Genomic DNA, 23,181 nt, shown 5'->3' on the forward strand with positions numbered 1-23,181 from the left:
CGGTTTAATCCGGCCCCGCTTGCAATCTCCTCATTGCGGCAGCAGCCTCCCCGGTCTGCTCTCCCACCAGGGCTCCCGCACCGGCTCCAGCGCGCCGCTCTCGAAACAGGGCCTCAGCCAGTCCTCGAAGGTGAAGATGACGCCCGTTCCGGCAACCGCCGCATCTATGGCGAGATCGGTGCCGCCGCCATTCTGGACGATCAGCGGGCTTGGCGGATCGACCTTGACGAACTCGCCGTCGCGCTCGAATTCCCACACCGGGATGGCACGGCCGGCAAAACGCCCGCGGATACAGGCATGGTGGAGGAGATCGCGCGGATGTTCCGGCCGCCCATGTTCGGCGAGATAGGCAGCTGAGGCGCCGCCGGCAAAACGTTGGATGCGTGGGCCGATCGGCACCGCGATCATATCCTGCTCCAGCCGTTCGTCATAGCGGATGCCGGCATCGCAGCCGGCGGCGATGATATCGACGAAATTCTCCTCGGTGACGATTTCGAGCCGGATATCCGGGTAGGCTTTCAGAAACGGCGGCACGATGCGCGGCAGCACCAGCCTTGCGGCACTGACGGGCACATTGAGCTTCAGCGTGCCGGCCGGACGATTGCGAAAATCCTTGACGAAATCAAGCGCCGCGTCGATCTCGCTGAAGGCGGGGCCGAGCCGCTCCATCAGCCCGCGACCGGCCTCCGTCGGCACCACGCTGCGTGTCGTGCGGTTGAGCAGCCTGACACCAAGCTCCGCCTCCAGCCGGCGCACCGCATCGCTGAGCGCCGATGAGCTCATATGGCCTGCCCGCCCGGCCTCGCGGAAACCGCCAGCTCTCGTTACGGCGACAAAAGCTCTGACGTCGCTGATTTCAGGTCTGCCCTGTTTCATGCCCCGCCTCAATTTATTGTCCTTTTTGCCGGACAGCCTGTCCGGACTATAGCCAATTGCCGAAGCAATGTTAGAGGCTTAATTCCATTCTCACGTGAAAGTGGCCTTGCCTTCAAACGGAGATCCAGAATTCATGTCTACTGCCGAAAAATCCGGAACCTTCAAGATCGGCGACCGCATGGTAAAACGGCTCGGCTATGGTGCCATGCAGCTCGCCGGCAAGGGCGTCTTCGGCCCGCCGCGGGACCGAAACGAAGCGATCGCCGTGTTGCGCGAAGCGGTTGAAAGCGGCGTCGACCACATCGACACCAGCGATTTCTACGGCCCGCACGTCACCAACCAGATCATCAGGGAAGCGCTGCACCCCTATGGCGACGATCTCGTCATCGTCACCAAGGTCGGGGCGCTGCGCGGGGCCGATGCTTCCTGGAACCCGGCCTTCTCGAAGGAAGAACTGACCGCGGCGATCCACAGCAACCTGAAGAACCTCGGCCTCGATGTCATCGAGGTGGTCAATCTGCGCGCCATGTTCGATGTGCATGGCGCGGCCGAAGGCTCGCTCGAAGCGCCGCTCACGGTTCTGGCCGAGCTGCAGCAGCAGGGACTGATCAAACATATCGGCCTCTCGAATGCTACGGCAAAACAGGTGGATGACGGCCGCAGGATCACCGAGATCGTCTGCGTCCAGAACCAGTACAACCTCGCCAACCGCGGCGATGATCCGCTGATCGACAAGCTCGCCGCCGAAGGCACCGCCTACGTGCCCTTCTCCCCGCTCGGCGGCTTCTCGCCCCTGCAGCCCTCGACGCTCTCTGATGTCGCTACCCGCTTGGGCGCCACGCCTCTGCAGGTGGCCCTCGCTTGGCTCCTGAAGCGCGCGCCGAACATCCTGCTGATCCCCGGCACCTCCTCGCGCGGCCATCTCAGGGAGAACCTCGCGGTGGCCGATATCGAATTGTCGGCAGACGTGATGGCGAAACTCGACGGCATTGCCGCAGCGAACGGCGCCTGACCCTACGTGAGGAGCCGAAACGCGGCGGATGTTCCGCCGCGTTCGCCGATCTTCCTTCGCAGCCCTTCCCAGATTGACGAATCGCCACGGCATCGACATCTTTCTCGTCAGGCGTGGCCTGTGCCCAACCTCCAGCGATCCTCCCCGGCAGGGTCTTCAACATGGAGGCAAAGGGACTTCCGTCTCGGGTTCGAAAACCTAGGTCCGATCGCTCGGGCGTGGTTGCCGGGGAACATGCGTCCGTGACGGAAAGGCCAGACCATGACCCAGAATGGAAATCTCAAACGCAAGGTTCGCGCCCGCGCCGCACGAACCGGCGAATCCTATACTTCAGCCCTCAGCCATATCCGCAAGAAGCCGACGGATGAGCCCGCCGGCAAATCCCTGCGGCTGGCGGTCGCCCAGACTTCGGTCTGCCTGGATCCGCGCGATGCCGCAGCATTCCGCGCCAACGGCGCCGAGACGCGCCACCTAATGCGCCAGGCGAGCAAGGCCGGCGCCCGGCTGATCCACTTCCCGGAGGGAACGCTCTGCTTTCCCAGCAAACGCCTCCTCTCCGAAATCGGCCCCAGGGAGATCGGCGCTGCCGACTGGAGCCGTTACCAATGGGAGGTCCTGTGCGAGGAGCTGGAGGAGACGAGAAAGCACGCAAAGAAGTTGAAGCTCTGGACGGTCTTCGGCGCCCCCATCGGCTGACCCCGCCGCACCGGCCACATAACAGCCTCTATGTCATTTCCGATCGGGGCGAACTGGTGACGCGTTATGACGAGCGCCTGCTTTCCCACACCAAGATTTCCTTCATGTATTCGCCGGGCAGGATTCCCGTCACCTTTGAGGTGGACGGCATGCGCTTCGGCTGCGCTGCCGGCATAGAGTCGCACTATCACGAGATCTTCACCGAATATGAGCGGCTCGACGTCGATTGCGCGCTCTTCGCCACATCCGGCGAAGTCCCCTCCGCCGCCCCTCCCTTCGCCGCTGAAGTCCTGGGAGTTGCGGCCAGCAACACATTCTGGGTGAGCTACGCCGCCCACGCGCCGCAAAGCGTCATCGCCCCCTGCGGCATCGCCGGCCCCAAGGGCCAGTGGGCAGCTCGTTGCCCTGATGATGGCAGACCCGGCATCGCAATCGCCGAGATCACCGCCGACCCGGCCAATCTCGCCCGCCCCTGGCGGCGCAACGCCCGTGGCGATCTCTACCGGCCGCAGCAGGTCGAGGGGGATCCGAGAAGCGACAGCCGCGAAGCCTTTTGAAACCCATCAACGGACCGGCGGGCGCCCTGCCCGCCGGCGCTCGGTTCCGCCTGCCGATCAGCCATCTGCCGGCGGTGCGGCGGCCTTCGCCCGGCGTCTGTTTCGGTAGAACCAGACGACAAAGGGCGAAGCAATCAGAGCCAGGAAAAAGTTCTGCATCTCCTTGATGATGATCTCACCGTTCGTGACATAGGGGTGCGGAAGGCTACCCTTGATGAAGAGCACTGCTGCAAGGCCAACGAAGGCGGCCAGCACCGTCAGCAGCCATATGGCAAGCGAAACAAGAAGCCCGTGGGCAATGCCTCCGACAGGCGATTGCAGACGTAAAGAACCAGCAAGACGACGATAATTTCCATGAACCCCATGGTTGCACTTTCCGCAATGTTTCACTTATTGCCATCCCGCGCCTCAGCTTCGCAATTTTCGATGCAATGCCCCGGAAACAGCATCGGTCGCTGCGAGGCCGAAGGCAGAAAACTCACGATCGTGAGCTCATCGAAATAGAGCGATACGGAAATCTCGACTGCACCCGGCGGCAGGCTTCTCAGATAGGCCTTGGCATCAGGGAACGCCGTTTCCGGCGGCAGATCCATTGGAACGATCGTCACCCGCTGCAGATTCGGATTGCCGTCCGCCAGATAACGCGAAAACCTGTTCAACGCCTCCTTGGGACCGAGATCATGAACCGCCTTGACCACATCGATATCCGCGTTCTTGGTGTGGAATTCGACGAGGTTGCTGACACCACCATTGAAAGTCTTCGTTGCTCTGACCGTCGGCCAGAAGGCGTGAGGACCAGACGGCGTGAAGAGGGCGAGATATGCCCTGCCCTCCACCATTCCAATCTCATACTTGCCGACCTGGCCGAGAACCCTTGCCTCGTCAAAGCAGGCGGCCTGTCTTTTGGCATCGCCACAGGCATACCAGCCTTGCTGCGACAGGATGCTCTCGTAGCTGTCTCCCGCCCTGATGCCGAAGAGAAATTCCGGCGGGAAACGGGTGTCCTGACCGGCAACTCCCAAAGCGAAGGAGACGAGAGAGGAAGAGATCGCAATCACGGCCGCGGCCAGCCGATGGCCGAAATTCTTCGAAAACATACTGCCCCCGTTACGCTCACGCTACGCTATTGAGTTAGCCCACGTGAAGGAGCTCGCCCCTGTACTGCGCATAGGATACGGCAAGGACGACGATCATTCCGCTAAGCAGGCCAGCGAATGGCCGTCCAGGCCGGCGTCGGAAGGACCGGACGACTGAGAACACGATCAAGCCCAATATGAATGACGGCGCCGCGCCGCCTATTGTCTCGCCGATAAATCTGGGCAAGCCAGCCGCCGGATAGGCACCAACTGTGATGAACCTTGCGATTTCGCAGACCAGCGCGACCGCAGCCAGGATCGCGATTGCCAATCTGCCGCTATTGCCTCCGGCCGAAGCCCCACGCACATCAGTCTCGTTTGCCATCGGCATTTCCCCCCGATTTATAAAACAACCCTTGCGCACCTAACCCTGTCTCTCGACCGAATGGGAGACAGTCATGGATAGCATGCAGGACAATAACGCCTTGTCGCGGAAGCGGGACCAGCAGGCCGCAGCCACCGCAAGCAGCATTATTCAATCCTCGGATGAAAATCCAGATGAGGTTGCGGAAGATAAAGATCTCGCGGTTACATATGTTCGCGTTACGGGAAACCCACCCCCACCCCTCCAGATGATGCCGGGGAATCGCGAGTTTTTTCAGGGACTAATCGACGCCGAACGCAACAGACGCATTCTGGCGCTGTCGCCGCGGACGGCAAGCTGGCTCCGCGAAAACCCCTCTGCAGCGATGCTGACGAAGGACGATATCCACAACCTATCTTCCTTCGAAGAGATGGCGCAGCGGTTCGGCCAGGTGCCGAAGGCTTTCGATGATCCAGCGAAGGAGCCGGTCGCCTCATCCACGAATCCCGAAACTCCTCCGTCTACAAGCCCTGTAAGCCCAGCGACACTGCAACAGGCGCCAGCCTCAAATGCCGTTAGGCCAGACACCGCGGAAAACGCTCCCTCCGCCGCCGAAAGCGGTCTCAGCGAAGACGATAGGAAAAAAGAAGAACTCATTGCTGAGATCCGTAACGCGAAGAAGCTGTCTAGCGAACAGTACGAGGTGCTCAAAGAAAAAGTCCGAACGCAGCCTTGGTTCGACGCAGGCACCGGCACGCTTTATCTGGATGCCGTGCGGGAAGGAAAGACCACGGACAAGGAAGTAAATGCGGTACTGAATTCCAAGTCCACCACTGTAACAACCGAGAGCGCAATCCAAAATTTCAAGGAGCTGGGCAAGGGCACAGCTACGGGTGTTGTTGTAGGTGGTGGCCGCATAGTCGAAGGCGCGGGTCAGCTGCTCAACACCCGCCCCGCCGAAGGGAAAAAGGCGCTCGTAGACGAAATCGCCATTGCAGGATCGCTGACTCCTGACGAGGTCGATAAGCTGCGATTGAAAATCGATCAGCAAAGCATCCTTCCGCGCGATCTCGCCCAGAGGGTGATGTCCGAAGTGCTGGCAGGAGACCTGACGCCCGAAGACGTCGAGCAGAGATTCGAACCTCTGTTGAAAGAGATTTCCGAAAACTTGCAGCACGGAGGCGAACACGTCGCCGATTACGGCAAGACGATGCTGCCGGCAGCGCCTGGATACGAAAACAGTTACACCCGGCAGACCGGTGAAACCCTCGGCCAGGCACTGATTGCGACCGGAACGACAATTGCTCTCGGCCCTACAAGCACCGCGGGCATTGTAGGCGGCCTTGCTGTGGAATCGTTGCGAGCGGCAGGAGACGGAACTGCCGCTGCGAGAGAAGCGGGTTTGCCGGAGGATAAGCAGACCTTGGCGGCCATGCTTTACGCCCCGACCGCGCTCGCCGATCTGATCCCGTTCGGAAAAGCCGCATCGTCAGTACTGAAGTTCCTTCCTATAAGCACGGTCGCGCAACATTTGGTCAAAACAATCGTCAAGGATGGTGCGGCGCAGGCAACTCAGCTCGTCGCCCAGAACACCATCAAGCACTTTCTCATCGACCCCAAGCAGGAGATTATCGAAAAATTCGAGGACACGTTCATTGCCGGCGGCTTTGCCGGTGTGGGCAAGGAACTCTTGACCGATCTCGGCGAGAGACTGCTTCTACGCAAGCGCGGTTCCCTACACATTTCCGCATCAAAACCCGAAGCGGCCGTTCAGGCCCGCCAGCAACTTGAGGAGCTGGCGACGACAGCGGAGTCGTCGAAATTTCGCGAGCGCGACCCGGAGGGACATCAACAACATACCGCCGAAGTGCTGAAAGACACCAAAGCCGAACATGTCTACGCGTCGTCGGAGGATATCGAGAAATATATCGAGGCGACAGGCAAGGATCCGTCCGGAGGGGCCGACACCCACGCAATGCGGGTGGCAAAGGATACCGGCAGCGACTTCAAAATCCCCATGGCCGGCTACCTGGCCCGTTCCTCCCCATCTAAAGCGGATGCGGACTTCAGGGACAGTCTGCGCTTCGGCTCGGACGCCCTCAACTATTCCGAAGTTACCGCCGCGCATATTGGCGCTCCCGCGCGCCGTCTTGTTCCGATGGGCAACCGCGGCGATTCCGCCCCCGAACCGATACTCCTCGGCTACGCAAGGGTCGGCGATGGCGCGGTGTCGCCTTCCCCTGTCCTGAAGAAGACAGGCCGCGTCACAAATTCCGGAAACACGAAGCGCAATCCAGACGGGCTGAGCATTACCAGTCCCCACCCGCAGCCCTGACCGCCAGTCGATTTCTTAAGAGGATCCCCGTTGAACAATCTGACCAACAATTCAGCCGATAGCGAAGTCCTGTCCGCTAAAACCTCGCCCCGCATCCAGTCGGCGGAAGCACATATTCCCGCCGCAGCCGGCCTCCTATTCAGCCGCGAGAACCGCAATGCAGATGCCACGCCCCGAGCTCCGAACAGCGCCGACGGCGAGGCGATCCTTGACATTTTCCGTAAGCCTGATCTCTCCACTGTCCTGTTTGGAGCAAGCCGCTATTTCCTCGAAACCATGCAGGACATGGCGGCACACGATATCCCCATCGTGACCGAAGATTTCGCCCATCTCGAAAACTGGTGGAGCGAAAACGCCCGCGCCATTGCAGCCGATTCCGCTCGCGCGGCATCCGGCATCAAAATCACCGCAAGAGACGTACTCGCCGCGCTCGATCGCGGCACCACCGGCAATCCCCGCAAGGACGCGGCCATCGACGCCAGCATGCAATCCCGCTTTGCACATGCCGCCGAAACCTATCTGATTGAAGCCAAAGCACCCTCACCCGAGATGCGCGGCGTCTTCGAGCAATTCCGCGACTGGTTGCTCTCGATCTACCGCCGCCTCGTCGCCCTCGACATTTCCCTCGCCCCCGACATTGCCGCCATCTTCTTTCGGATGCTCGCCAGCGACACCGCAATCGAGATGGCGGAACAGAATGTCGGCGGCGATGAACCCGTCTTTGCCAATGCGCAAGATGCCGGCCTGACACAGCCGCACTACGATCGGCTGCTGAAACTGCGCGCGCTGGCCTCGCAGGAAGCAAAAGCCCGCCTTCTGCGGCAGATGATGGAGCCTGTACGGCGAGAGGGGCAGAAGGCTTACAAAGCGGAAAAAGCTGCCGTACAGCGCGAGGTCGAAAAAGAGATCGACGCCACCGGCCTCTACCGCGCCACCGAATGGATGGCGAACCGCCGATGGCTCGATGCGCAAACACCGCCACCATCAGGTGACATCCGTTTCGACAAGGCCACGCTCGTGGTGCGCTATGGCGCCGCCATCCTCGAAGCCCTGCCCCGCGGCAAGCACTCCCTCTATGCCGATGACGGCGGACTCGATCCGGATATCGTCGCCGATCTCTTCGACCTCGGCTCCGGCGATGAGCTGGTGGCGGCCATGACGCTGGCCCCGCCTCGCGCGGATGCGATCGCTTTCGAGGTCGACCGCGTGATGCTGCAACGGCACGGCGACATGCTGATCGATGGGTCTGCCGAGAAAAGGGCAATCGCCGCCGTGCATAATGACAGGCGGGCGGAATGGCTGGCGGCCGAATTGCAGGCGATCGTCGAGGCCGCCGGCAGCGGCGAGGCCCTGACGGCGAACGAAGCCAGGGCCTATGCGCTCTCGGCAACCGCGGGCATGGAGGTGGCCGATGCCATGGACGGCGCGCGCTTCCTCGCGGCCGGCAGGCGTACCGCTATCGAGGCTATCAGGCTGGGTAACGAACTGGCGCAGGATGAGGCATGGCGCGAGAGGGCAAGCCGCAAAGCTGCCGGCGATGCAGACGCCGCCCCTCATGGACAGGACGAGCGTATCGCCAGGTTGATCACCGCCAAACGCCGCCAGCTTCTCAATCACGCGATCTATGCGGATAGCCTCGACATTATCGGCGAGGTGGAAAAATTCGAGGCCGAAGCGCAAAGCCTCGTAAGCGGCCCCGCGCGCGAAAGGCTCGCCGCGGCCGTCCTTCGAGACAACGTCCGTATCGATTATGTCGGCGCGATCGACACCCTGCTCGACCGCTACGGTCTCGGAGGGCGGGCGGATCGTCAGACCGGAGGTCAGCCGGGTGGACAGGGTGATCCGCGCATCGCCCTCAGAGATTATATTCTCGCCATGAAGGAAGCCGGCAGGGAAAACGAGCTTGCCATTGCCGATAGCGTGTTGATCGCCTCCGGGCGCCAGTCCTACAAGGAGATCACGCTGGAGCGTTTCCGCGCCGTCATGGCGGCGGTGAAGAATCTCGAACACGCCGCAGAGCGCGCCGGCCGGCTGACCGACGCCGATGGCGAGGCCGATTATGACGAGATCGTCACCGCGCTCGCCGATGCCATCGGCAAAGCCCCACCGCCGGCTGCCTCCGTTTTCCTGGACCTTCCGCACCTCGACCCCGCGCTGGAGGCGAGCACGCAGCTGCGACAGATCGGCGGCATTGCATATCAGGCCATCAAGGCACCGCTCGATGCGGCCGCAGACCGGCTCGCGTTGCGCCGGCAGAAGGCCGCCGCCGATCTGCAGGCGCTCTATGATGTCTATTCGCCAGAAGAGATCAGCGGGATGGGCGAGCCCCGGTATATTGCGGCCCTTGGCCAGTCCCTGTCGAAATGGGAGGCGATCACCATTGCGTTCAATACCGGCAATGAGGCGAACCGCCGGCGCCTGACGGATGCTCGCATCCCCGGCGCGTTCGATGAAGCCGGGCTTGCCGCCGTGCTCGCCTCACTGGATGCGCGCGATGCGGATTTCGTGCAGTCCGTGTGGGATTATCTCGCCGCCTTCCAGCCCGATATCGCCGCGCGCGAAAAGCGTCTGACCGGCGTCGCACCGCGATGGGTCGAACCCACTCCCGTCACCATCGCCGGCAGGGCGCTGAAGGGCGGCTACTACCCGCTGGCCTATGACGGCGCGGATGCGGCGCCGGACCGGGCGCAGGCGCTGGCATCAGGCCGCGTCGCCAAGTCGCAAACCGAGGCCGGCCACGGCCGGTCCCGCACCGATCTCAAGGCCCGGCCGCTCGATCTCGATATCGCCGTGCTGCACCGGCACGTCAATCATCTGCTCTACGACCTGGAATTCTGCGAGCCGCTTGCCAATGCCAGGCGCCTGCTGGATCATCCCAGGCTGGGGAACGTCTTCGATCGGACCAAAACCTTCGCTGTCCAGCACCGCCTGAAAGTCTGGCTGGACGAAGCCGGCGCCGGCGAACTGCGCGCCGCAGACGGCATCGGCCGCATGGCCCGCCTGACGAAAAAGAACGTCACCGCAACAAGCCTCGCCAAAAATCTCGCGACCTCGCTTTCGCACCGCTACCGGCTGGACGACATCATCGCCGCAACAGGCAGGGGCGATTTCGCCACGGCACTTCAAAGTGCCTTCCGCCCCGGCATCATCGACCAGGTCACCAGCCGCTCATCCCTCATGCTTGGTCGTCAGGCCTTTTCGGATGCCCGAACGGCGTGGAAGACGCTGACCGGCTGGCTTAAGGGGACGCTACGATACTGTTTCATCGAAATACCGGCCTGGCTCGCGCATTATCACAAGGGGCTCAAGCAATTCGTCGGGGATGAAGCGAAGGCTATTGCCTATGCCGATACCGCCATGGAGCAGGCGATATTCAACCCGTTCCCGGCCCATGCCGACGGGGACGAAACCCAGCGCCTCTTCAAGGCCCTCGGCGCGCATCTCGCGGAGAAGTTCAGGGCCAGCGCCGCAGGCGTAGATCAGAGCGCCGCAGCCATGGATCAGGACGCAGCCGCCCGGCAGGGCATCGCGCTCGCCATGGATCTGATCGCGCTCGCCATGACGGACAGGGTGTTTACCGCCGCCCTCGGCGGACACGATCATGATGCGACATGGCCGGCATATCTGGCAGAGCATACCGGCTATTCAGTCATGGCCGCCCTACCCGTGATCCGCGATACGCAAAGCCCGGCCTCCGGCACGGCGAGCGATGCAAGGGCGCTCGTAAAGGCCATCCGCCCGCCGCGCGGCGATCTTGGCATCGGCAACGAGCATATCACCGAAATCCTCGAAGCGACCGGCCTGTCGGCGGAGTCGCCCGCAGACGCGATGCTCAGCACGGCGAATGCAGGGCTGGGAAGGATCGATAGGCGGTGATTTTCGCTCTCAACCTTCCGCACCCTATCCATGATGCCAAACAAGGAATGGCATCATGGATGAAACGACCCGCAACGAGCTTGAAAAGCTGCATGGCAGGATCAACGATTTGAAGGAGCGCGTCGTCTCGCTGGAAGCCCAGCAGCCGCATATCAACGCCGCCCTGTTGCGCATCGAAGGCAGCGTCGAAAAACTCGCAAACCGCATTGGCAAGGCGCTCTGGGCGGTCGTCGCCATCGTGCTGACACCGCTTGCCGGGTTGTTGATCAAGGCGATCGTCTCAGGCGCGCTGGCGCGGTTTCTGTAGCTTCGGGCTGAAGCGTGGCGCGGCCTGCGTCCAGAATAGCCGTGATTTCACCCAGACAACTTTCCTCGGCCCATCCTGCCGCCATCCATCACAACAAGGCAGCACACATGACCCTCGTCTTCATCCGCATTCTCTTGCGTTACCTCGCCGCCGCCCTCGTCACCCGGGGGCTGATCGCACCCGATCTCGGCGAGATGATTTCGCGTGATCCCGATATTGCTATGGCGCTTCAGGTCGCCTCTGGCGCACTCATCGCGGCAACAGCCGAAGGCTGGTATTATCTGGCGCACCGCTGCGGATGGGCGAAATGAAGTGGCTGAGCGACCTGCTCTTCGGCGGCATCATCGAGAAATTCACCGGCCCGCTGCTCGCTGCCTATCAGGCGAAACTAGAGGCTGAAACCGATCAGCAGAAGCTTGCTGCCGAAGAAGCGATCAAGGGCATCGAGGCCGCCCGCGATATCGCCGTCGCCGAAACTGCCGACCGCTGGAGCGCCACCCGCCTCGGCCGCCTTCTCATCGTCATCCCCTTCGGGCTCTGGTGGGCGGCAATCTACATGGTGCAGATCCTCAATCCCTGGTTCGGCCTCCACCTCGTCGTCGTCGATGTGCCGCCGCGCATCAATGACATGGCGCTGGTGCTGATCCCGGCCATCGTCATCGGCGATGCCGGCGCGCTACTCGCGCGGCATCTCAAAAGATAATCAGGACACGCCCTCAACCATCTGCTGCCATCATCATCCCATCAAGAGAGCGCTGGGTTGGGGGCCGAATTCCTCCGGTGACCTTGCGAAACGCGTTCGGCCGGCGCCAGGCGCTCTCTTGATGCCAGCCTTTCGGAGCCTTGCCCCACGGCGCTAATCGCTAGCAGAGACGCCACTACCGGCGCTTTACAATTGATGCCGTTGCGATGTCGTCATAGCCGAATGTCTGGATGCGCCATCCGCTGGAAGATGCCCGCTGCTGATGGTTCCCTGAGACTGACCGTCAGGCATGTCTGTAAACGTTACAGCCAATCCCGCGACCGGGCCGCTCACCGCATCACGCGTTCTTCGCATTCTCCTCCATCCAGGCGCGATGACGCTCCTCATCGAGATGCGCCTTCATGAAGAAGGCTTTCGATGCCGGGATGGCGTCTTCGTGGCGCAAGGCGCGCTGATAGGCAGTGACCGTATCGTCCTCGTTGGTCTTCATCGCCTTCAGGATGGCGCGGTCGCCGATGATATCCGCAAGCGCGATCTTGCCCGTCGTCAGCATCTGCTTCATGTCGCCTTCGGTCGGCGCCTGAATGCCGAGTTCGCGCGCCATTTCCCTGAGCACGTCGAGATGCTGCAGATGATCTGCCTTGAAAGCCGCGATCTGGCCGGCAAACAGCTTGTTGTCGAGGCGCTCGATGCAGGAATCATAGGCCGCAATCGCATCATGTTCGAGATAGATGAGATCCTTGACCAATTCCTTGATGTCCGATTCGTTGCCAACCATTGTCACCATCAGTCGTACTCCTTTGTGCCTGGAAGCAGACAAACACATAGGCGGCACGGTTGTTCCCGCATGGAATTCGCCTTTTTCCCGGCTTGGGACAGGAGTTTTACGCCCTACTCCCGGTTGCCCACTTCCGTGTCGCCCATAAAGAGCCTAAACTTAAGGCCACACTAAAATGCCGTTCGGGGGGACATGGGCATGGGGAGCAAGACGACAAGGCAGCGCAGCCGCCACTGGAGCGCCGTCGGCGCGACGGCCGCAACAGCATTCCTGGCTGCCCAAACCGCAATGGCAGCCGATGGAGCAGCGGCGCAGCCCTATCACGCCGCCCTGACCAACCATGTGCCGGGCTTCATCACCGCGCCGGGTGAGACCGATTATCTCTTCGTCGCCGTCGTCGTGCTGCTGCTGGTGATCCTTCTCGTCATCGGCAATTTTTACTTCCAGCTCCACGCCGTTCCCGAACGGATCGCCCACCGGGCCAACAAGGGCCAGCTGGAGATCGTCGCGGTGCTGGCGCTGATCTCGCTCTTCACCCACAATCATATCTACTGGATCATCGGCCTGCTGCTCGCCCTCGTGCGCATCCCCGATTTTTCGACGCCGCTCTATTCGATCGCCCGCTCGCTGGCCCGGCTCGCAAGCCGCGATGCCGAAGCCGGCCGCGCCGCCAACATCTCGCCGGCGGCCACTGTTCCGGCAGTCGCTGAGCGGGCGGCCGGTGCGCCGGTGATCGCGATCCCAGTCGCCAATGCCCCAGTCCCAGATACCCCAGCCGCCAATGCCCCGGTAAAAGGCGCGCCGATCGCCCCGGTGCCGGCCGCCGCTACGCAGCCGCAGCCGCCCCGCCCGGCAAATCTGCTGCATGATGGCGCCAAGCCCGGCGCGCAGACGATCCAGCCGGCCATCAAGACCGGTCCGCGGGGGGAGGATATCTGACCATGCTCGAACTCACGCTCTGCTCGATGCTGACCATCCTTCCCGATTATCTCTACCGGCGCTATGTCCAGGACAAGCGTATCGGCCGCGAAATCACGCTCTACAGCATGTGGTACGAGCTGCGCTGGGGCATAACCGCCTGTCTGCTGCTCACCATCTCGCTGATCACCATGATCTTCTATTTCCATCCCTCCACGAAGAGCGTCACTGCCGTCTTCCGCACCGTCACCATACTGCCGGAAGCCATCGGACGGGTCGACGAGGTCTATGTCGGCGTCAACCAGAAAGTCGCAGCCGGCGCGCCGCTCTTCCGCCTCGACGATTCCGCCCAGAAGGCTGCGCTCGATGTGGCGCACAAGCAGATCGCCGAGGTGGAAGCTGAGACCAGGGTGGCGGAAAGCGAGCTTGCCAGCGCCGACGGCGTGATCCGGCAGGCCGAAGGCGCCCTGCAGGTCTCGATCGACGAGCTGCAGATGAAGACCCAGCTTCTGAAGAACGACGCCGTTGCCCGCCGCGAGGTAGACCGGCTCACCAATACGGTCGAAAGCCAGCGCGGCACGGTCAGCGCCGCCTATGCCAACAAGGAAACGCTGCAGACCAAACTCAACGTCCTCCTGCCGGCAAAGAAAGCGAGCGCCGAGGCGGCCTTGGCACAGGCCCAGGTCGAGCTTGACAAGACGGTCGTCAAGGCCGGCGTCAGCGGCACCGTCCAGCAATTCACGCTGCGGCGCGGCGACGTGCTGAACGCCATGTTGCGTCCGGCCGGCATCCTCGTGCCGGAAGAGGCCGGCCGCGGGACGCTGGTTGCCGGTTTCGGCCAGATCGAGGCGCAGGTCATGAAGCCCGGCATGGTGGCCGAAGCTACCTGTGTCGGCAAACCCTTCACCATCATCCCGCTGGTGGTGACAGAGGTGCAGGACGTGATCGCCGCCGGCCAGCTGCGCCCGACAGATCAGCTCGTCGACGTCACGCAGCTGGCAAAACCCGGCACGCTGACGGTCTTCCTGCAGCCCCTCTTCCCCGGCGGCCTCGATGACGTGCCCCCCGGCGGCAGCTGCATCGCCAATGCCTATACCAACAACCACGATGCGCTCGCCGATCCCGGTATAGGCACCTTCAAATGGATCGGCCTGCATGTCATCGATGCGGTCGGCGTGGTGCATGCCATGATCCTGCGTATGCAGGCGCTGTTGCTGCCGGTTCAGACGCTGGTGCTGACGGGGCATTGAGGCCGAATATGGCCGTCATGCTCGGGACAAGCCCGAGCATGACGCCGCGTGGCGGCTGACGCAGCCTTGCGAAACGCTTCCCGCCCCGCCACCTATGTGGTATGCCCTCACCCCTCAAGCATTCCATGAACCCCGCCCCCTTCACCCGCGCCCTTGCCCTTATCCCCGAGGGCTATAGCGAAGGCAGCTTCGAGGGCCGCCGCTGGGGCGCGACCGTCAAGCGCTCGGCCGATGACAAGCGCATCTGGCTCTATGCCGAGGATCTCGCCGGTACCGATATCGTCAGCTTCAACCTTTATCTCCTGGAGGCGAGCGGCAGCACGCTGAAACCCTGCGAAATGTCGTCGGGAAAGGTCATCGCCTTCGTGCTCGGCTACCAGCCCGACAAGCAGGGTCAGCCCAGGCTGCCGGCGAAACGCTCCGCAAGCCGGTGACGCCTAAACTCGTCTATGACAAAATCGATGAATACCCGCGTCTTCAAGGGCAGCAATGTCCTGTTGGCGTAATAGATCGAGATCGGCCCGATATCGGCATACCAGGAAGGGACGAGCCGGATCAGTTCGCCGCTGTCGAGAAAAGGCAGCGCGTCCGGCTTGGAAATCAGCGTGACACCGAGGCCAAGAAGGGCTGCACCCCGCATGGCGGCGGGATCGTTGACGACGATCCTTGGCGTAAGATCGACAGGCTGCTCCTCTCCCGCTGCGTTACGCATCTGCCGTTGCGGAATGCGCCCGGTATTGATCGATTTCATGACGATGCCGTCGAGCCCGGCAAGCCCGGCCGGATCGACCGGCGGCACGCGGCCCTGCATATAGGCGGGTGACGCCACGGCCACGAGATGGGCCGGGGCGAGAGGCCGCGCCACAACACCCGAGGCAAGCTCGAAACCGCCGCCGATTGCCGCATCGTACCCCTCCCCGATCAGATCCACCTGCCGGTTCTCGAACATCCATTCCGGCCGCACCAGCGGATAGCGTTTCATGAAATCAGGCAGCATCGGCAGGATATAGCCCGTGCCTAAACCCGACGGCAGGCTGACCTTCAGCACGCCCGCCGGCTCCGCCTGCTCTTTGGAGATTTCGGCGATCGCCCCCTGCAGCCCCTCGAGATGGTCGCGCATGGAAAGGAGAAAGCGCTCGCCCGCCTCCGTCAGCGTCAGGCTGCGCGTACTGCGGTGAAAGAGCCGGAGCTTCAGATTGGCTTCGAGCGCCGCGACATTGCGGCTGACCGCCGCCGGCGTCAGCCCGAGCCGCCGCGCCGCCGCCGAAAAACCGCCAAGCTCGGCGCTGCGCACGAAGGATTCGAGATTTGCCAAACTCTCCATCTCAGAAGCCTCTCCATCGCCACCTTCAAGGAAGACTTGAAACTGATACCATGCACTCCTGTCTAATCAAAGGGGAATGACGGCGCGATATTGGCGCCATCGAAACCAACGCGACCTTTAAAAAGGAAACTTGTCATGTCCATCGGCATCATCGGCGCCGGCAATATCGGTTCAGCCTTCGCCCGCGCTCTCTCGCGCAACGGCATCGCCGCCACCATCGCCAACAGTCGCGGTCCGGAAACGCTGGCCGAGCTCACCGCAGAACTCGCCCCGCATATCACGGCCGGCACCATCGAAGAGGCGGCAAAAGCCGATATCGTCCTCATCGCCGTGCCCTGGTCGAAGCTGCCTTCTGCCCTTGGCGGCCTACCGGAATGGGCCGGCCGCATCGTCATCGACGCCAATAACCCGATCGAGGCACCCCTCTTCAAGCCAGCCGAACTGAATGGCCGGCTGTCGAGCGAAATCGTCGCCGGCCTCGTGCCCGGCGCCCGCCTGGTGAAGGCCTTCAACCACCTCTTCGCCAATCTCGTCTCGGCCGACCCGCACGCCGAAGGCGGAAGCCGCGTGCTCTTCTATTCGGGAGACGATGCGCAAGCGAAGGCCGGAGTCGCCGATCTCATCGCCCGCATCGGCTTTGCCGGCGTCGACCTCGGCTCGCTCAAGGTGGGTGCGGCCCTGACGCAATTCCCCGGCGGCCCGCTGCCGGCCCTGAACCTCGTCAAGTTCGGCTGAAGGAGAAGCACCATGTCACCTATCGAAACCGCAAAAACCTTCTTCGCCCATTGGAGCGCAACCCGCATCGAGGAGGCACTCGCCATGCTCGCCGACGACGTGCTCTACGACAACGTGCCCCTGCCCGATATCGTGGGCCGCGAAAATGTCCGCAAATTCAACGCCGATTTCGGCATCGGCACCGCCTTCAAGGTGGACTGGCAGGTCACGCAGATCGCCGCATCAGGCAACGTCGTTCTGAACGAGCGCATCGATATCTTCACCCATGAAAGCGGCAGCAAGATCACCCTGCCGGTCATGGGCACGCTGACGGTAGAAAACGGCAGGATCACCGTCTGGCGCGACTATTTCGATCTCGCGAGTTTCGAGCGTCAGCTGGCCGAGATAAAGCGGTAGCAACTCAAAGCCCGGTCGTATCAGCGGCCGGGCGCCGCTTATTGCTGCTGAAACGCCAGCCGCACGCCAAGAGCCATGTAGATCGAGCCGATGACCTTGCCCTGCCAGCGGCCGATCGTCCGGTTCCTGTTGAGCCAGCCGCGCACCGTGCCGGCACTGATCGCGAGCGCCGAAGTCACGCAGATGCTGAGCGCCACGAAGATGATGCCGAGCAGCGCGAATTGCCCGATCACCGATCCACTCTCGGGATGGACGAATTGCGGCAGGAAGGCGAGGAAGAAGAGCGCCGTCTTCGGGTTCAGGATCTCCGTGAATATCCCCTGCCGGAAAGCCTTGCCGGGGCTGATCTCAGGCGCAGCCGCCATATCGAGATTGCCGGACTTTTCGATAAAGGCCCGGTATCCGAGATAGATGAGATAGGCGACACCGATATATTTGACCACCTCGAAGGCAAGGGCCGAAGTCGCGAGCAAGGCCGAAAGGCCGAAGGTCGCCATGGTGGAATGGATGAGATCGCCGACCCCGATGCCGAGCCCCGTTGCAATGCCGGCCCGCCTGCCGCCGCCCACCGATCGGGCGAGAACCAGCAGCGTCGCAGGCCCGGGAATCACCATCAGCCCGAGCACGACGAGAACATAGGTCGTCAAAACAGCGATGCTCATCTTCGATTTCCCACCTTCGGTTTCCATGCCTGAAATAGCCGTCGGCAGATTAACGGCTTCGGCCGCCGGTGCAATATTCGAAAAGTTACGTTGCGACAGCAGCCGGGAAACCTATCCTGCGAGAACGTGCTTGCGTAAAGCACGGAATAGGCGCAGCATTCGAGCATCGGCAGCCGCACAGGCGCTGCCGGTTTGGGCGTTAGCCCTGGCCCCAACGAAAGGAGGACGCGATGTCTTCCGACTTTTATCCGTCAAGCCTGTCGCGCAATCTCATCCGAACCGGCGCATTCGCCTACCGCGAGAATGTGGCGCTCGGCATTCTCAATCGTGCAGAAGACGCCGCGCGGCAGCAGCGTGATCGTTTCGAAGCCGTCGGAAGTTTTGCCGCTTTTCCCGATTTCAGCCATGGGCCGCAGGCCGGCCGGGGAACAAACGCATGGCCTATCCATTCCCTGGGGCAGTTGCGCCTTTCCACATTGGCAGCCTCTCTGGACAAGCGTTCGGGCATCGGACCCCTGCCCCTTTGATACCACAGCGACCGCCGGCCAGCCGGCGGCAGGCCGCAATACCTGATCTGTCCCGCATCACCACACCAGGAGGAAACCATGGCCAAGGGTCAAGTGCGCAGCAACAAAGAAGCCCGCAAGCCGAAGAAAGACCGCTCTGCTTCAGCGGCACCTGCTGCCGCACCCGGCGCGCAGGTCAAGATGGCAAGCAGCAATACGGGCAGCGACAAGAAGAAATAGCGCCCGCCCCGGCGCGACGACCTTTCGGCCGTCCCGCCCATCGTCCGAGAGGATAGCAATATGACCACCGACAAGCGTGCAGCGGAAAATCTCTTCCGCGCACAGCAGCCCGAAAAAGCCTCCGATGCCGAAAAGCTTCAGGATGTTCGCAAGCGGCTGCGCTTAAGACAGCGCGAAACCAGGCAGGACGAACGCCGCCAGCGCCAGAAGACGCGGGCTGGCCTACCCGTCGTTTCATCCTGAAACCGCCGGCCCCGAAGACACCAGAATGGCTCGGCCATATCAAGGAACGAGCAAGGACGATCACGTGGCAGAATTCAACTATATGACCGAAGCCGGGCTTTACACCGGCAAGACATTGCGCGGCACCCGTGCCCCTCGCTATAAGCGCTTCGAAACCGCCGCGGAAGCGGTGCGTTTTGCCATGGAAGACATGCCCGGCTCGCAATTGCGCGGCTGCGTGCTGGAGGTAAATGAAGCCCGCTTCGACGAAAAGCAGATTCGCATGCTTTACGATGCGCCCGCCTATCCGCTTTCGCGCAGAGAGAAGTGACGGGCGCCCGCGGATATTTTCACCGCGGTCATGCCCCCATGATTAGTGCCGCCTCACGAAAATAGGGAGGCAGGATGACGATTTTCTCCGTCCGCCACATCACGTCCTACCATTACAAAAAGCCGGTGCATTTCGGCCAGCACCGGCTGATGTTCCGCCCCCGCGACAGTTTCGACCAGACGCTTCTGGGCTGCAGTCTGAATGTTTTTCCCGGGCCGGCATCGATCCGCTGGATCCACGATGTCTTCGGCAATTGCATCGCGCTCGTCGAGTTCGCCGCCGCCTCCGCCGAACTGCGCTTCGAATCCGTCATCCGCCTCGACCATACGGCGCAGGTCCCGCTCGATCTCTCGATCGACACCGAGGCGCTGAACTTTCCCTTCGCCTATGACGAGGACGAGGCGGTCGATCTCAAACAGACCATCGTCAGGCACTATCCCGACCCCGGTGACGAGGTCGGCAGATGGGCGCGGCAATTCGTGCCCCTGGGCCATCAGGCGCGCACCGGCCATATCCTGATGACGCTCTGCTACGCCATCCACGAGAGCTTCAGCTATGCCAGGCGCTCCGAACATGGCACGCAGCCGCCTCTCACCACGCTGCGGCTGCGCAGCGGCACCTGCCGCGATTTCGCGCTGCTGATGATGGAGGCGACCCGCTCCCTCGGCTTTGCCGCCCGCTTCGTCACCGGCTACGTCTATGTGCCCGATCGCGACGGCTCGGTGACACTCGGCGGCGGCGCGACCCACGCCTGGTGCCAGGTCTATCTGCCGGGTGCGGGCTGGGTGGAGTTCGATCCCACTAACGGCATCGTCGGAAACCGCGACCTGATCCGCGTCGGTGTGGCCCGCGACCCGCGCCAGGCGGTGCCGCTCTCGGGTAGCTATGACGGCGGATCGGGCGATTTCGACAGCATGCGTGTGCAGGTCAACGTCACCACCGAACAGGAATATGATGCCGCAAGAGCGAGGTGACGGAACGCCTGGCCCACTTGTGCATTCGCCTGCAGGACGTTTGATTTGACCAAGGGAAATACAATCCCATGAAGATACGTGCAGGCTTTCACATCGGCTATGAATGCAAACACGAAACCCCCATGCTGCTGGTCCTCAACGTCCACCCCTCCCGCCGCGTGGATCTGCTTACCGAACAGGCGCTCGTCTTCGACCGGCCGATCGAGGCCTGGTCCTATACGGACAGCTTCGGCAATACCTGCAGCCGCATCACGGCGCCACCGGGTCTCACGACCATCTCCACCGAATTCGAAATCTATGACAGCGGCCTGCCCGATCCCGTGCCCGAAGACGCCCTTCAACACGCCATCAACGATCTGCCTGACGACGTCCTCGTCTACCTGCTCGGCAGCCGCTATTGCGATACCGACAGGCTCGCCGATTTCGCCTGGAAGACCTTTTTCAAGAAGCCGCCCGGCTGGCCGCGCGTCCAGGCGATCCTCGATTTCACCCACAAGCGCATCGCCTTCGATTACCAGAAAGCCGATCCGCTGCGCACCGCCTTCGGCGGTTATACCGACCGATCGGGCGTGTGCCGCGACTACGCCCATCTCGCCGTCACGCTCTGCCGCTGCATGAACATCCCGGCGCGCTACTGCACCGGCTATCTCGGCGATATCGGCGTGCCCAAAGACCCGAACCCGATGGATTTCAGCGCCTGGTTCGAAGTTTATCTCAGCGGCCGCTGGTACACGGCCGACGCCCGCCACAACACGCCCCGCATCGGCCGCATCCTGATGGCGACCGGCCGCGACGCCACCGACGTCGCCATGTCGACGGCCTTCGGCCCCGCAGTGCTCAAACGCTTCGAGGTGATAACGGAGGAGGTGCCGGTTTGATCGGCATGGTCGCATTCAGGCCCGTTTCAGCGCCGCAAGATCGCCGCTTTCCAGCGCCGGCAGATTGGCCTCGATCTTGTCGATCGGCCAGTCCCACCATGCAAGGTCAAGTATCTCGCTGATGATCTCGACGGGATAGCGCATACGGATAATGCTCGCCGGATTTCCGCCGACGAGCGCATAGGGCGGCACATCGCGGGTGACGACCGAGGAAGCGGCAACGATCGCCCCGGCGCCGATCCTGACGCCCGGCATGATGACGGCGTCATGGCCGATCCAGACATCGTGCTCGACCACGGTATCCTTCACCGGCAGATCCTTGTAGCCGAAGGTTTCCGGCTTGAAGATGCGGAACGGATAGGTGGTGATGCCGCCCATCGGGTGATTGGCCGAACTGGTGATGAAATAGCTGCCGCGGGCAATCTGCACGAACTTGCCGATCACCAGCTTCTCCCGGCAGCCCCGCCCGAGATAGGGCGCAAGGATCTCGGCCGTCTCCTCCAGCTTTCCGTAATGCGTGAAATAGCTGTAATGACCGACCTCCATGCGCGGATGATCGATGACATTCTTCAGGTACACCGTCGTCTTCGAAACCTTGCCATCGGGATAGGTGATGGGAAAGACTGAATTCGCATCGAGAAGCGGCATGGAAAGACCTTTGCGCGGAGTTTTGCGGCAGCAGGTGCTGCGCCGGACGGAATCCAGGAGCAGGATTCCCTATAGCCGATCCATCGGCAGGATCCAAAATCTCTCGCCTTCAACCAATGCCCGCCACCCTTCATCGCCCTCTCACATCCCCGTGCTAGAGCAACTCCCGCAAACGGGGCAACAGTCTTGTGCCCGGAATTGCCTGAACAGAAACCCCGTCAAATGGCGGCCGCCTTATGGACAGAGCGCCGCCGACGCCTATCTGCCGCATCTGTAAATTCAACAGGAGGGAAAGCCATGTCAGAACTCGTGGTGCTTGGTTTCGATACCGCCGATAAGGCGGATGCCGTGCTCAACCGGCTCGTCCAGCTGGAGAAGGAATATCTCGTCGACCTCGAAGATGCCGTTATCGCCGTGCGCGACCCCGCCGGCAAGGTACGCCTCAAGCAGAGCGTCAATCTGACGGCCGCGGGCGCGGCAAGCGGCGGCCTCTCCGGCGCGCTCTGGGGCTCGCTCGTCGGCCTCCTCTTCCTCAATCCGCTGGCCGGCATGGTCCTCGGCGGCGCCTTCGGCGCAGGCTCCGGCGCGCTCGCGGGCTCGATGACCGATTACGGCATCGACGACGACCTCATCAAGAAACTCGCCGACACCATCCCCGTCAACAGCTCCGCCCTCTTCCTGCTCTTGCGCAAGGTGCAGCCCGAAAAGGTGCTGGCCGAATTCAAGGGCGAACACGCCACCATCCTGCGCACCTCGCTCTCGCCGGAGCAGGAGGAGCAGTTGCGCAAGGCGCTGGCGACGGAGCCGGTGGTCGGGGCAGCGCCTGCGGCTTGAACAGGATCGGATTGAGAGACGATGCCGGGCGCAAACGCCGCGCCCGGCACATCTGTTTTCGGACCATACTGTAAGGCCGCGTTGTGTTGTCTAGTGGATTGATAACTGACAAGGGCTGACAACAAGCTAATTGACCTCAGGATGAATAAGAAAGATAGCGGTTGCTTCCCCAACGCACATCCGGCGGCAATGGGAGGGAACACGGCATAAATCGTGAGCACAAATCAATGGATCTAATCCGCCTGAATGAAATCGCCACGATTTTGAACACCGGTGCATTAAACTACACCGTCTTTCTAAAGTCCTTCGACATTCCCCTGACGCGCCCATTGCCGTCGGAAGTCCTCATTCGACAGGCTTTGGGAGAAGCCGCGACTGTCGGCGGCATCGAAAAAGTCCAAAGCGCATCAGTCTGGCCAGAGGTACAAGAAGCCTTGCTCTATGCCGGCGAACCCGGCGCCGGTCCTTCGGCAATCATGCTGACGTCGGAGGCATTTGCGGCATCGATGAAGATGCTCGAACACACGATCGGAGAGCTTGCCGGCACGGCGGCCGAAATCGAGTCATTCTGGCTGCGGAAGGGTCACCCCGCCTATCCCGTGTTCTGGGACTTCGCGTTCATATTCAAAGCGAATACGCGCGCCACAATCCTGATAGGATCAAGTTCAGACTGATGCGAGCTG

25 protein-coding genes and 2 pseudogenes are annotated in these 23,181 nt (G+C 62.0%); 20 read left to right on the forward strand and 7 right to left on the reverse strand.

What is annotated here, in order from left to right:
• Positions 1 to 30: 30 nt before the first annotated feature.
• Positions 31 to 876, reverse strand: a complete 846-nt coding sequence (locus FHT78_RS02050; protein ID WP_183739850.1) for a LysR family transcriptional regulator — start codon at positions 874 to 876, stop codon at positions 31 to 33.
• A 133-nt stretch (positions 877 to 1,009) separates the two neighbouring features.
• Between FHT78_RS02050 and FHT78_RS02055 the strand changes: the two genes are divergently transcribed.
• Together FHT78_RS02055 and FHT78_RS02060 are read left to right on the forward strand one after the other, a co-directional pair.
• Positions 1,010 to 1,888: an aldo/keto reductase family oxidoreductase gene (locus FHT78_RS02055; RefSeq protein WP_183739853.1), complete on the forward strand. Its 879-nt coding sequence runs from the start codon at positions 1,010 to 1,012 to the stop codon at positions 1,886 to 1,888.
• A 261-nt stretch (positions 1,889 to 2,149) separates the two neighbouring features.
• Positions 2,150 to 3,141, forward strand: a pseudogene (locus tag FHT78_RS02060) (carbon-nitrogen hydrolase family protein).
• A 57-nt stretch (positions 3,142 to 3,198) separates the two neighbouring features.
• Here the strand turns inward: FHT78_RS02060 and FHT78_RS02065 are convergent.
• Both FHT78_RS02065 and FHT78_RS02070 read right to left on the reverse strand, forming a co-directional pair.
• The gene (locus FHT78_RS02065) at positions 3,199 to 3,531 is read right to left on the reverse strand and encodes a hypothetical protein (protein ID WP_183739856.1); all 333 of its coding nucleotides are present in this window, start codon (positions 3,529 to 3,531) and stop codon (positions 3,199 to 3,201) included.
• The gene (locus tag FHT78_RS02070; RefSeq protein ID WP_183739859.1) at positions 3,528 to 4,238 is read right to left on the reverse strand and encodes a hypothetical protein; all 711 of its coding nucleotides are present in this window, start codon (positions 4,236 to 4,238) and stop codon (positions 3,528 to 3,530) included. Before FHT78_RS02070 ends, FHT78_RS02065 begins: the two co-directional genes overlap by 4 nt.
• A gap of 437 nt (positions 4,239 to 4,675) precedes the next feature.
• Between FHT78_RS02070 and FHT78_RS02075 the strand changes: the two genes are divergently transcribed.
• From FHT78_RS02075 to FHT78_RS02095, 5 genes are read left to right on the forward strand one after another with little or no spacing between them, the layout of a single operon-like run.
• The gene (locus tag FHT78_RS02075) at positions 4,676 to 6,916 is read left to right on the forward strand and encodes a hypothetical protein (RefSeq protein WP_183739862.1); all 2,241 of its coding nucleotides are present in this window, start codon (positions 4,676 to 4,678) and stop codon (positions 6,914 to 6,916) included.
• A gap of 30 nt (positions 6,917 to 6,946) precedes the next feature.
• Positions 6,947 to 10,792, forward strand: coding sequence for a hypothetical protein (locus tag FHT78_RS02080; RefSeq protein WP_183739865.1), 3,846 nt, complete (start codon positions 6,947 to 6,949; stop codon positions 10,790 to 10,792).
• Positions 10,793 to 10,847: 55 nt separating this feature from the next.
• Entirely contained in the window at positions 10,848 to 11,099 is a 252-nt protein-coding gene (locus FHT78_RS02085; RefSeq protein WP_183739868.1) for a hypothetical protein, read from the forward strand.
• A gap of 41 nt (positions 11,100 to 11,140) precedes the next feature.
• Positions 11,141 to 11,410 (forward strand): hypothetical protein, encoded by a 270-nt coding sequence (locus FHT78_RS02090; protein WP_246715055.1) that lies wholly within the window; start codon positions 11,141 to 11,143, stop codon positions 11,408 to 11,410.
• Positions 11,407 to 11,802, forward strand: coding sequence for a hypothetical protein (locus FHT78_RS02095; protein ID WP_183739870.1), 396 nt, complete (start codon positions 11,407 to 11,409; stop codon positions 11,800 to 11,802). The genes FHT78_RS02090 and FHT78_RS02095 overlap by 4 nt, the downstream gene beginning before the upstream one ends.
• A gap of 337 nt (positions 11,803 to 12,139) precedes the next feature.
• Here FHT78_RS02095 and FHT78_RS02100 read toward each other — a convergent pair whose 3' ends face one another.
• On the reverse strand, positions 12,140 to 12,589 hold the full coding sequence (locus tag FHT78_RS02100; protein WP_183739873.1) for a DUF2383 domain-containing protein: 450 nt from the start codon (positions 12,587 to 12,589) through the stop codon (positions 12,140 to 12,142).
• Positions 12,590 to 12,868: 279 nt separating this feature from the next.
• Between FHT78_RS02100 and FHT78_RS29750 the strand changes: the two are divergent.
• The 3 genes and pseudogenes from FHT78_RS29750 to FHT78_RS02115 form a co-directional block, all read left to right on the forward strand.
• Positions 12,869 to 13,237 (forward strand): annotated as a pseudogene (locus FHT78_RS29750) (hypothetical protein); the annotation flags it as partial.
• Between the two features lie 284 nt (positions 13,238 to 13,521).
• Entirely contained in the window at positions 13,522 to 14,748 is a 1,227-nt protein-coding gene (locus tag FHT78_RS02110; protein WP_183739877.1) for a biotin/lipoyl-binding protein, read from the forward strand.
• A 125-nt stretch (positions 14,749 to 14,873) separates the two neighbouring features.
• On the forward strand, positions 14,874 to 15,182 hold the full coding sequence (locus FHT78_RS02115) for a hypothetical protein (RefSeq protein ID WP_246715059.1): 309 nt from the start codon (positions 14,874 to 14,876) through the stop codon (positions 15,180 to 15,182).
• Here the strand turns inward: FHT78_RS02115 and FHT78_RS02120 are convergent.
• Entirely contained in the window at positions 15,143 to 16,072 is a 930-nt protein-coding gene (locus tag FHT78_RS02120) for a LysR family transcriptional regulator (protein ID WP_183739883.1), read from the reverse strand. The genes FHT78_RS02115 and FHT78_RS02120 overlap by 40 nt on opposite strands.
• 90 nt (positions 16,073 to 16,162) lie before the next feature.
• On the opposite strand from FHT78_RS02120, the gene FHT78_RS02125 reads away from it, so the two are divergent.
• Together FHT78_RS02125 and FHT78_RS02130 are read left to right on the forward strand one after the other, a co-directional pair.
• Positions 16,163 to 16,807, forward strand: coding sequence for an NAD(P)-binding domain-containing protein (locus FHT78_RS02125; RefSeq protein WP_281412826.1), 645 nt, complete (start codon positions 16,163 to 16,165; stop codon positions 16,805 to 16,807).
• A gap of 12 nt (positions 16,808 to 16,819) precedes the next feature.
• Entirely contained in the window at positions 16,820 to 17,203 is a 384-nt protein-coding gene (locus FHT78_RS02130) for a limonene-1,2-epoxide hydrolase family protein (protein ID WP_183739889.1), read from the forward strand.
• Positions 17,204 to 17,241: 38 nt separating this feature from the next.
• Here FHT78_RS02130 and FHT78_RS02135 read toward each other — a convergent pair whose 3' ends face one another.
• On the reverse strand, positions 17,242 to 17,865 hold the full coding sequence (locus FHT78_RS02135; protein WP_183739892.1) for a LysE family translocator: 624 nt from the start codon (positions 17,863 to 17,865) through the stop codon (positions 17,242 to 17,244).
• Positions 17,866 to 18,095: 230 nt separating this feature from the next.
• Here FHT78_RS02135 and FHT78_RS02140 point away from each other — a divergent pair, with 230 nt between their 5' ends.
• The 6 genes from FHT78_RS02140 to FHT78_RS02165 all read left to right on the forward strand — a co-directional run bounded on the left by FHT78_RS02140 (position 18,096) and on the right by FHT78_RS02165 (position 21,016).
• Complete coding sequence (locus tag FHT78_RS02140) at positions 18,096 to 18,392, forward strand: hypothetical protein (protein ID WP_183739894.1); 297 nt, start codon at positions 18,096 to 18,098, stop codon at positions 18,390 to 18,392.
• Between the two features lie 78 nt (positions 18,393 to 18,470).
• Positions 18,471 to 18,611 (forward strand): hypothetical protein, encoded by a 141-nt coding sequence (locus tag FHT78_RS02145; RefSeq protein WP_183739897.1) that lies wholly within the window; start codon positions 18,471 to 18,473, stop codon positions 18,609 to 18,611.
• Between the two features lie 60 nt (positions 18,612 to 18,671).
• Positions 18,672 to 18,854 (forward strand): hypothetical protein, encoded by a 183-nt coding sequence (locus FHT78_RS02150; protein ID WP_183739900.1) that lies wholly within the window; start codon positions 18,672 to 18,674, stop codon positions 18,852 to 18,854.
• Positions 18,855 to 18,918: 64 nt separating this feature from the next.
• Positions 18,919 to 19,164: a hypothetical protein gene (locus FHT78_RS02155; RefSeq protein WP_183739902.1), complete on the forward strand. Its 246-nt coding sequence runs from the start codon at positions 18,919 to 18,921 to the stop codon at positions 19,162 to 19,164.
• Between the two features lie 74 nt (positions 19,165 to 19,238).
• Complete coding sequence (locus tag FHT78_RS02160; protein ID WP_183739904.1) at positions 19,239 to 20,138, forward strand: transglutaminase family protein; 900 nt, start codon at positions 19,239 to 19,241, stop codon at positions 20,136 to 20,138.
• Between the two features lie 68 nt (positions 20,139 to 20,206).
• Positions 20,207 to 21,016, forward strand: coding sequence for a transglutaminase family protein (locus tag FHT78_RS02165; RefSeq protein WP_183739906.1), 810 nt, complete (start codon positions 20,207 to 20,209; stop codon positions 21,014 to 21,016).
• Positions 21,017 to 21,031: 15 nt separating this feature from the next.
• On the opposite strand, the gene FHT78_RS02170 is transcribed toward FHT78_RS02165, so the two are convergent.
• Positions 21,032 to 21,664, reverse strand: a complete 633-nt coding sequence (locus tag FHT78_RS02170) for a CatB-related O-acetyltransferase (protein WP_183739908.1) — start codon at positions 21,662 to 21,664, stop codon at positions 21,032 to 21,034.
• Positions 21,665 to 21,961: 297 nt separating this feature from the next.
• Between FHT78_RS02170 and FHT78_RS02175 the strand changes: the two genes are divergently transcribed.
• A complete protein-coding gene (locus FHT78_RS02175; protein ID WP_183739910.1) occupies positions 21,962 to 22,498 on the forward strand; it encodes a DUF1269 domain-containing protein in 537 nt (178 codons plus the stop codon).
• Between the two features lie 161 nt (positions 22,499 to 22,659).
• Positions 22,660 to 23,172 (forward strand): hypothetical protein, encoded by a 513-nt coding sequence (locus tag FHT78_RS02180; protein WP_183739912.1) that lies wholly within the window; start codon positions 22,660 to 22,662, stop codon positions 23,170 to 23,172.
• Positions 23,173 to 23,181 lie beyond the last annotated feature (9 nt).

Source organism: Rhizobium sp. BK196 (assembly GCF_014193255.1).
Classification (GTDB): Bacteria; Pseudomonadota; Alphaproteobacteria; order Rhizobiales; family Rhizobiaceae; genus Rhizobium.

Excerpts from the sequence above, each read along its gene's own strand:
- FHT78_RS02050 (WP_183739850.1), bottom strand. The coding sequence starts at position 876 with ATGAAACAGGGCAGACCTGAAATCAGCGACGTCAGAGCTTTTGTCGCC.
- FHT78_RS02055 (WP_183739853.1), top strand. The coding sequence starts at position 1,010 with ATGTCTACTGCCGAAAAATCCGGAACCTTCAAGATCGGCGACCGCATG.
- FHT78_RS02070 (WP_183739859.1), bottom strand. The coding sequence starts at position 4,238 with ATGTTTTCGAAGAATTTCGGCCATCGGCTGGCCGCGGCCGTGATTGCG.
- FHT78_RS02075 (WP_183739862.1), top strand. The coding sequence starts at position 4,676 with ATGGATAGCATGCAGGACAATAACGCCTTGTCGCGGAAGCGGGACCAG.
- FHT78_RS02085 (WP_183739868.1), top strand. The coding sequence starts at position 10,848 with ATGGATGAAACGACCCGCAACGAGCTTGAAAAGCTGCATGGCAGGATC.
- FHT78_RS02095 (WP_183739870.1), top strand. The coding sequence starts at position 11,407 with ATGAAGTGGCTGAGCGACCTGCTCTTCGGCGGCATCATCGAGAAATTC.
- FHT78_RS02100 (WP_183739873.1), bottom strand. The coding sequence starts at position 12,589 with ATGGTGACAATGGTTGGCAACGAATCGGACATCAAGGAATTGGTCAAG.
- FHT78_RS02110 (WP_183739877.1), top strand. The coding sequence starts at position 13,522 with ATGCTCGAACTCACGCTCTGCTCGATGCTGACCATCCTTCCCGATTAT.
- FHT78_RS02115 (WP_246715059.1), top strand. The coding sequence starts at position 14,874 with ATGAACCCCGCCCCCTTCACCCGCGCCCTTGCCCTTATCCCCGAGGGC.
- FHT78_RS02120 (WP_183739883.1), bottom strand. The coding sequence starts at position 16,072 with ATGGAGAGTTTGGCAAATCTCGAATCCTTCGTGCGCAGCGCCGAGCTT.
- FHT78_RS02130 (WP_183739889.1), top strand. The coding sequence starts at position 16,820 with ATGTCACCTATCGAAACCGCAAAAACCTTCTTCGCCCATTGGAGCGCA.
- FHT78_RS02135 (WP_183739892.1), bottom strand. The coding sequence starts at position 17,865 with ATGAGCATCGCTGTTTTGACGACCTATGTTCTCGTCGTGCTCGGGCTG.
- FHT78_RS02140 (WP_183739894.1), top strand. The coding sequence starts at position 18,096 with ATGTCTTCCGACTTTTATCCGTCAAGCCTGTCGCGCAATCTCATCCGA.
- FHT78_RS02145 (WP_183739897.1), top strand. The coding sequence starts at position 18,471 with ATGGCCAAGGGTCAAGTGCGCAGCAACAAAGAAGCCCGCAAGCCGAAG.
- FHT78_RS02150 (WP_183739900.1), top strand. The coding sequence starts at position 18,672 with ATGACCACCGACAAGCGTGCAGCGGAAAATCTCTTCCGCGCACAGCAG.
- FHT78_RS02160 (WP_183739904.1), top strand. The coding sequence starts at position 19,239 with ATGACGATTTTCTCCGTCCGCCACATCACGTCCTACCATTACAAAAAG.
- FHT78_RS02165 (WP_183739906.1), top strand. The coding sequence starts at position 20,207 with ATGAAGATACGTGCAGGCTTTCACATCGGCTATGAATGCAAACACGAA.
- FHT78_RS02170 (WP_183739908.1), bottom strand. The coding sequence starts at position 21,664 with ATGCCGCTTCTCGATGCGAATTCAGTCTTTCCCATCACCTATCCCGAT.
- FHT78_RS02175 (WP_183739910.1), top strand. The coding sequence starts at position 21,962 with ATGTCAGAACTCGTGGTGCTTGGTTTCGATACCGCCGATAAGGCGGAT.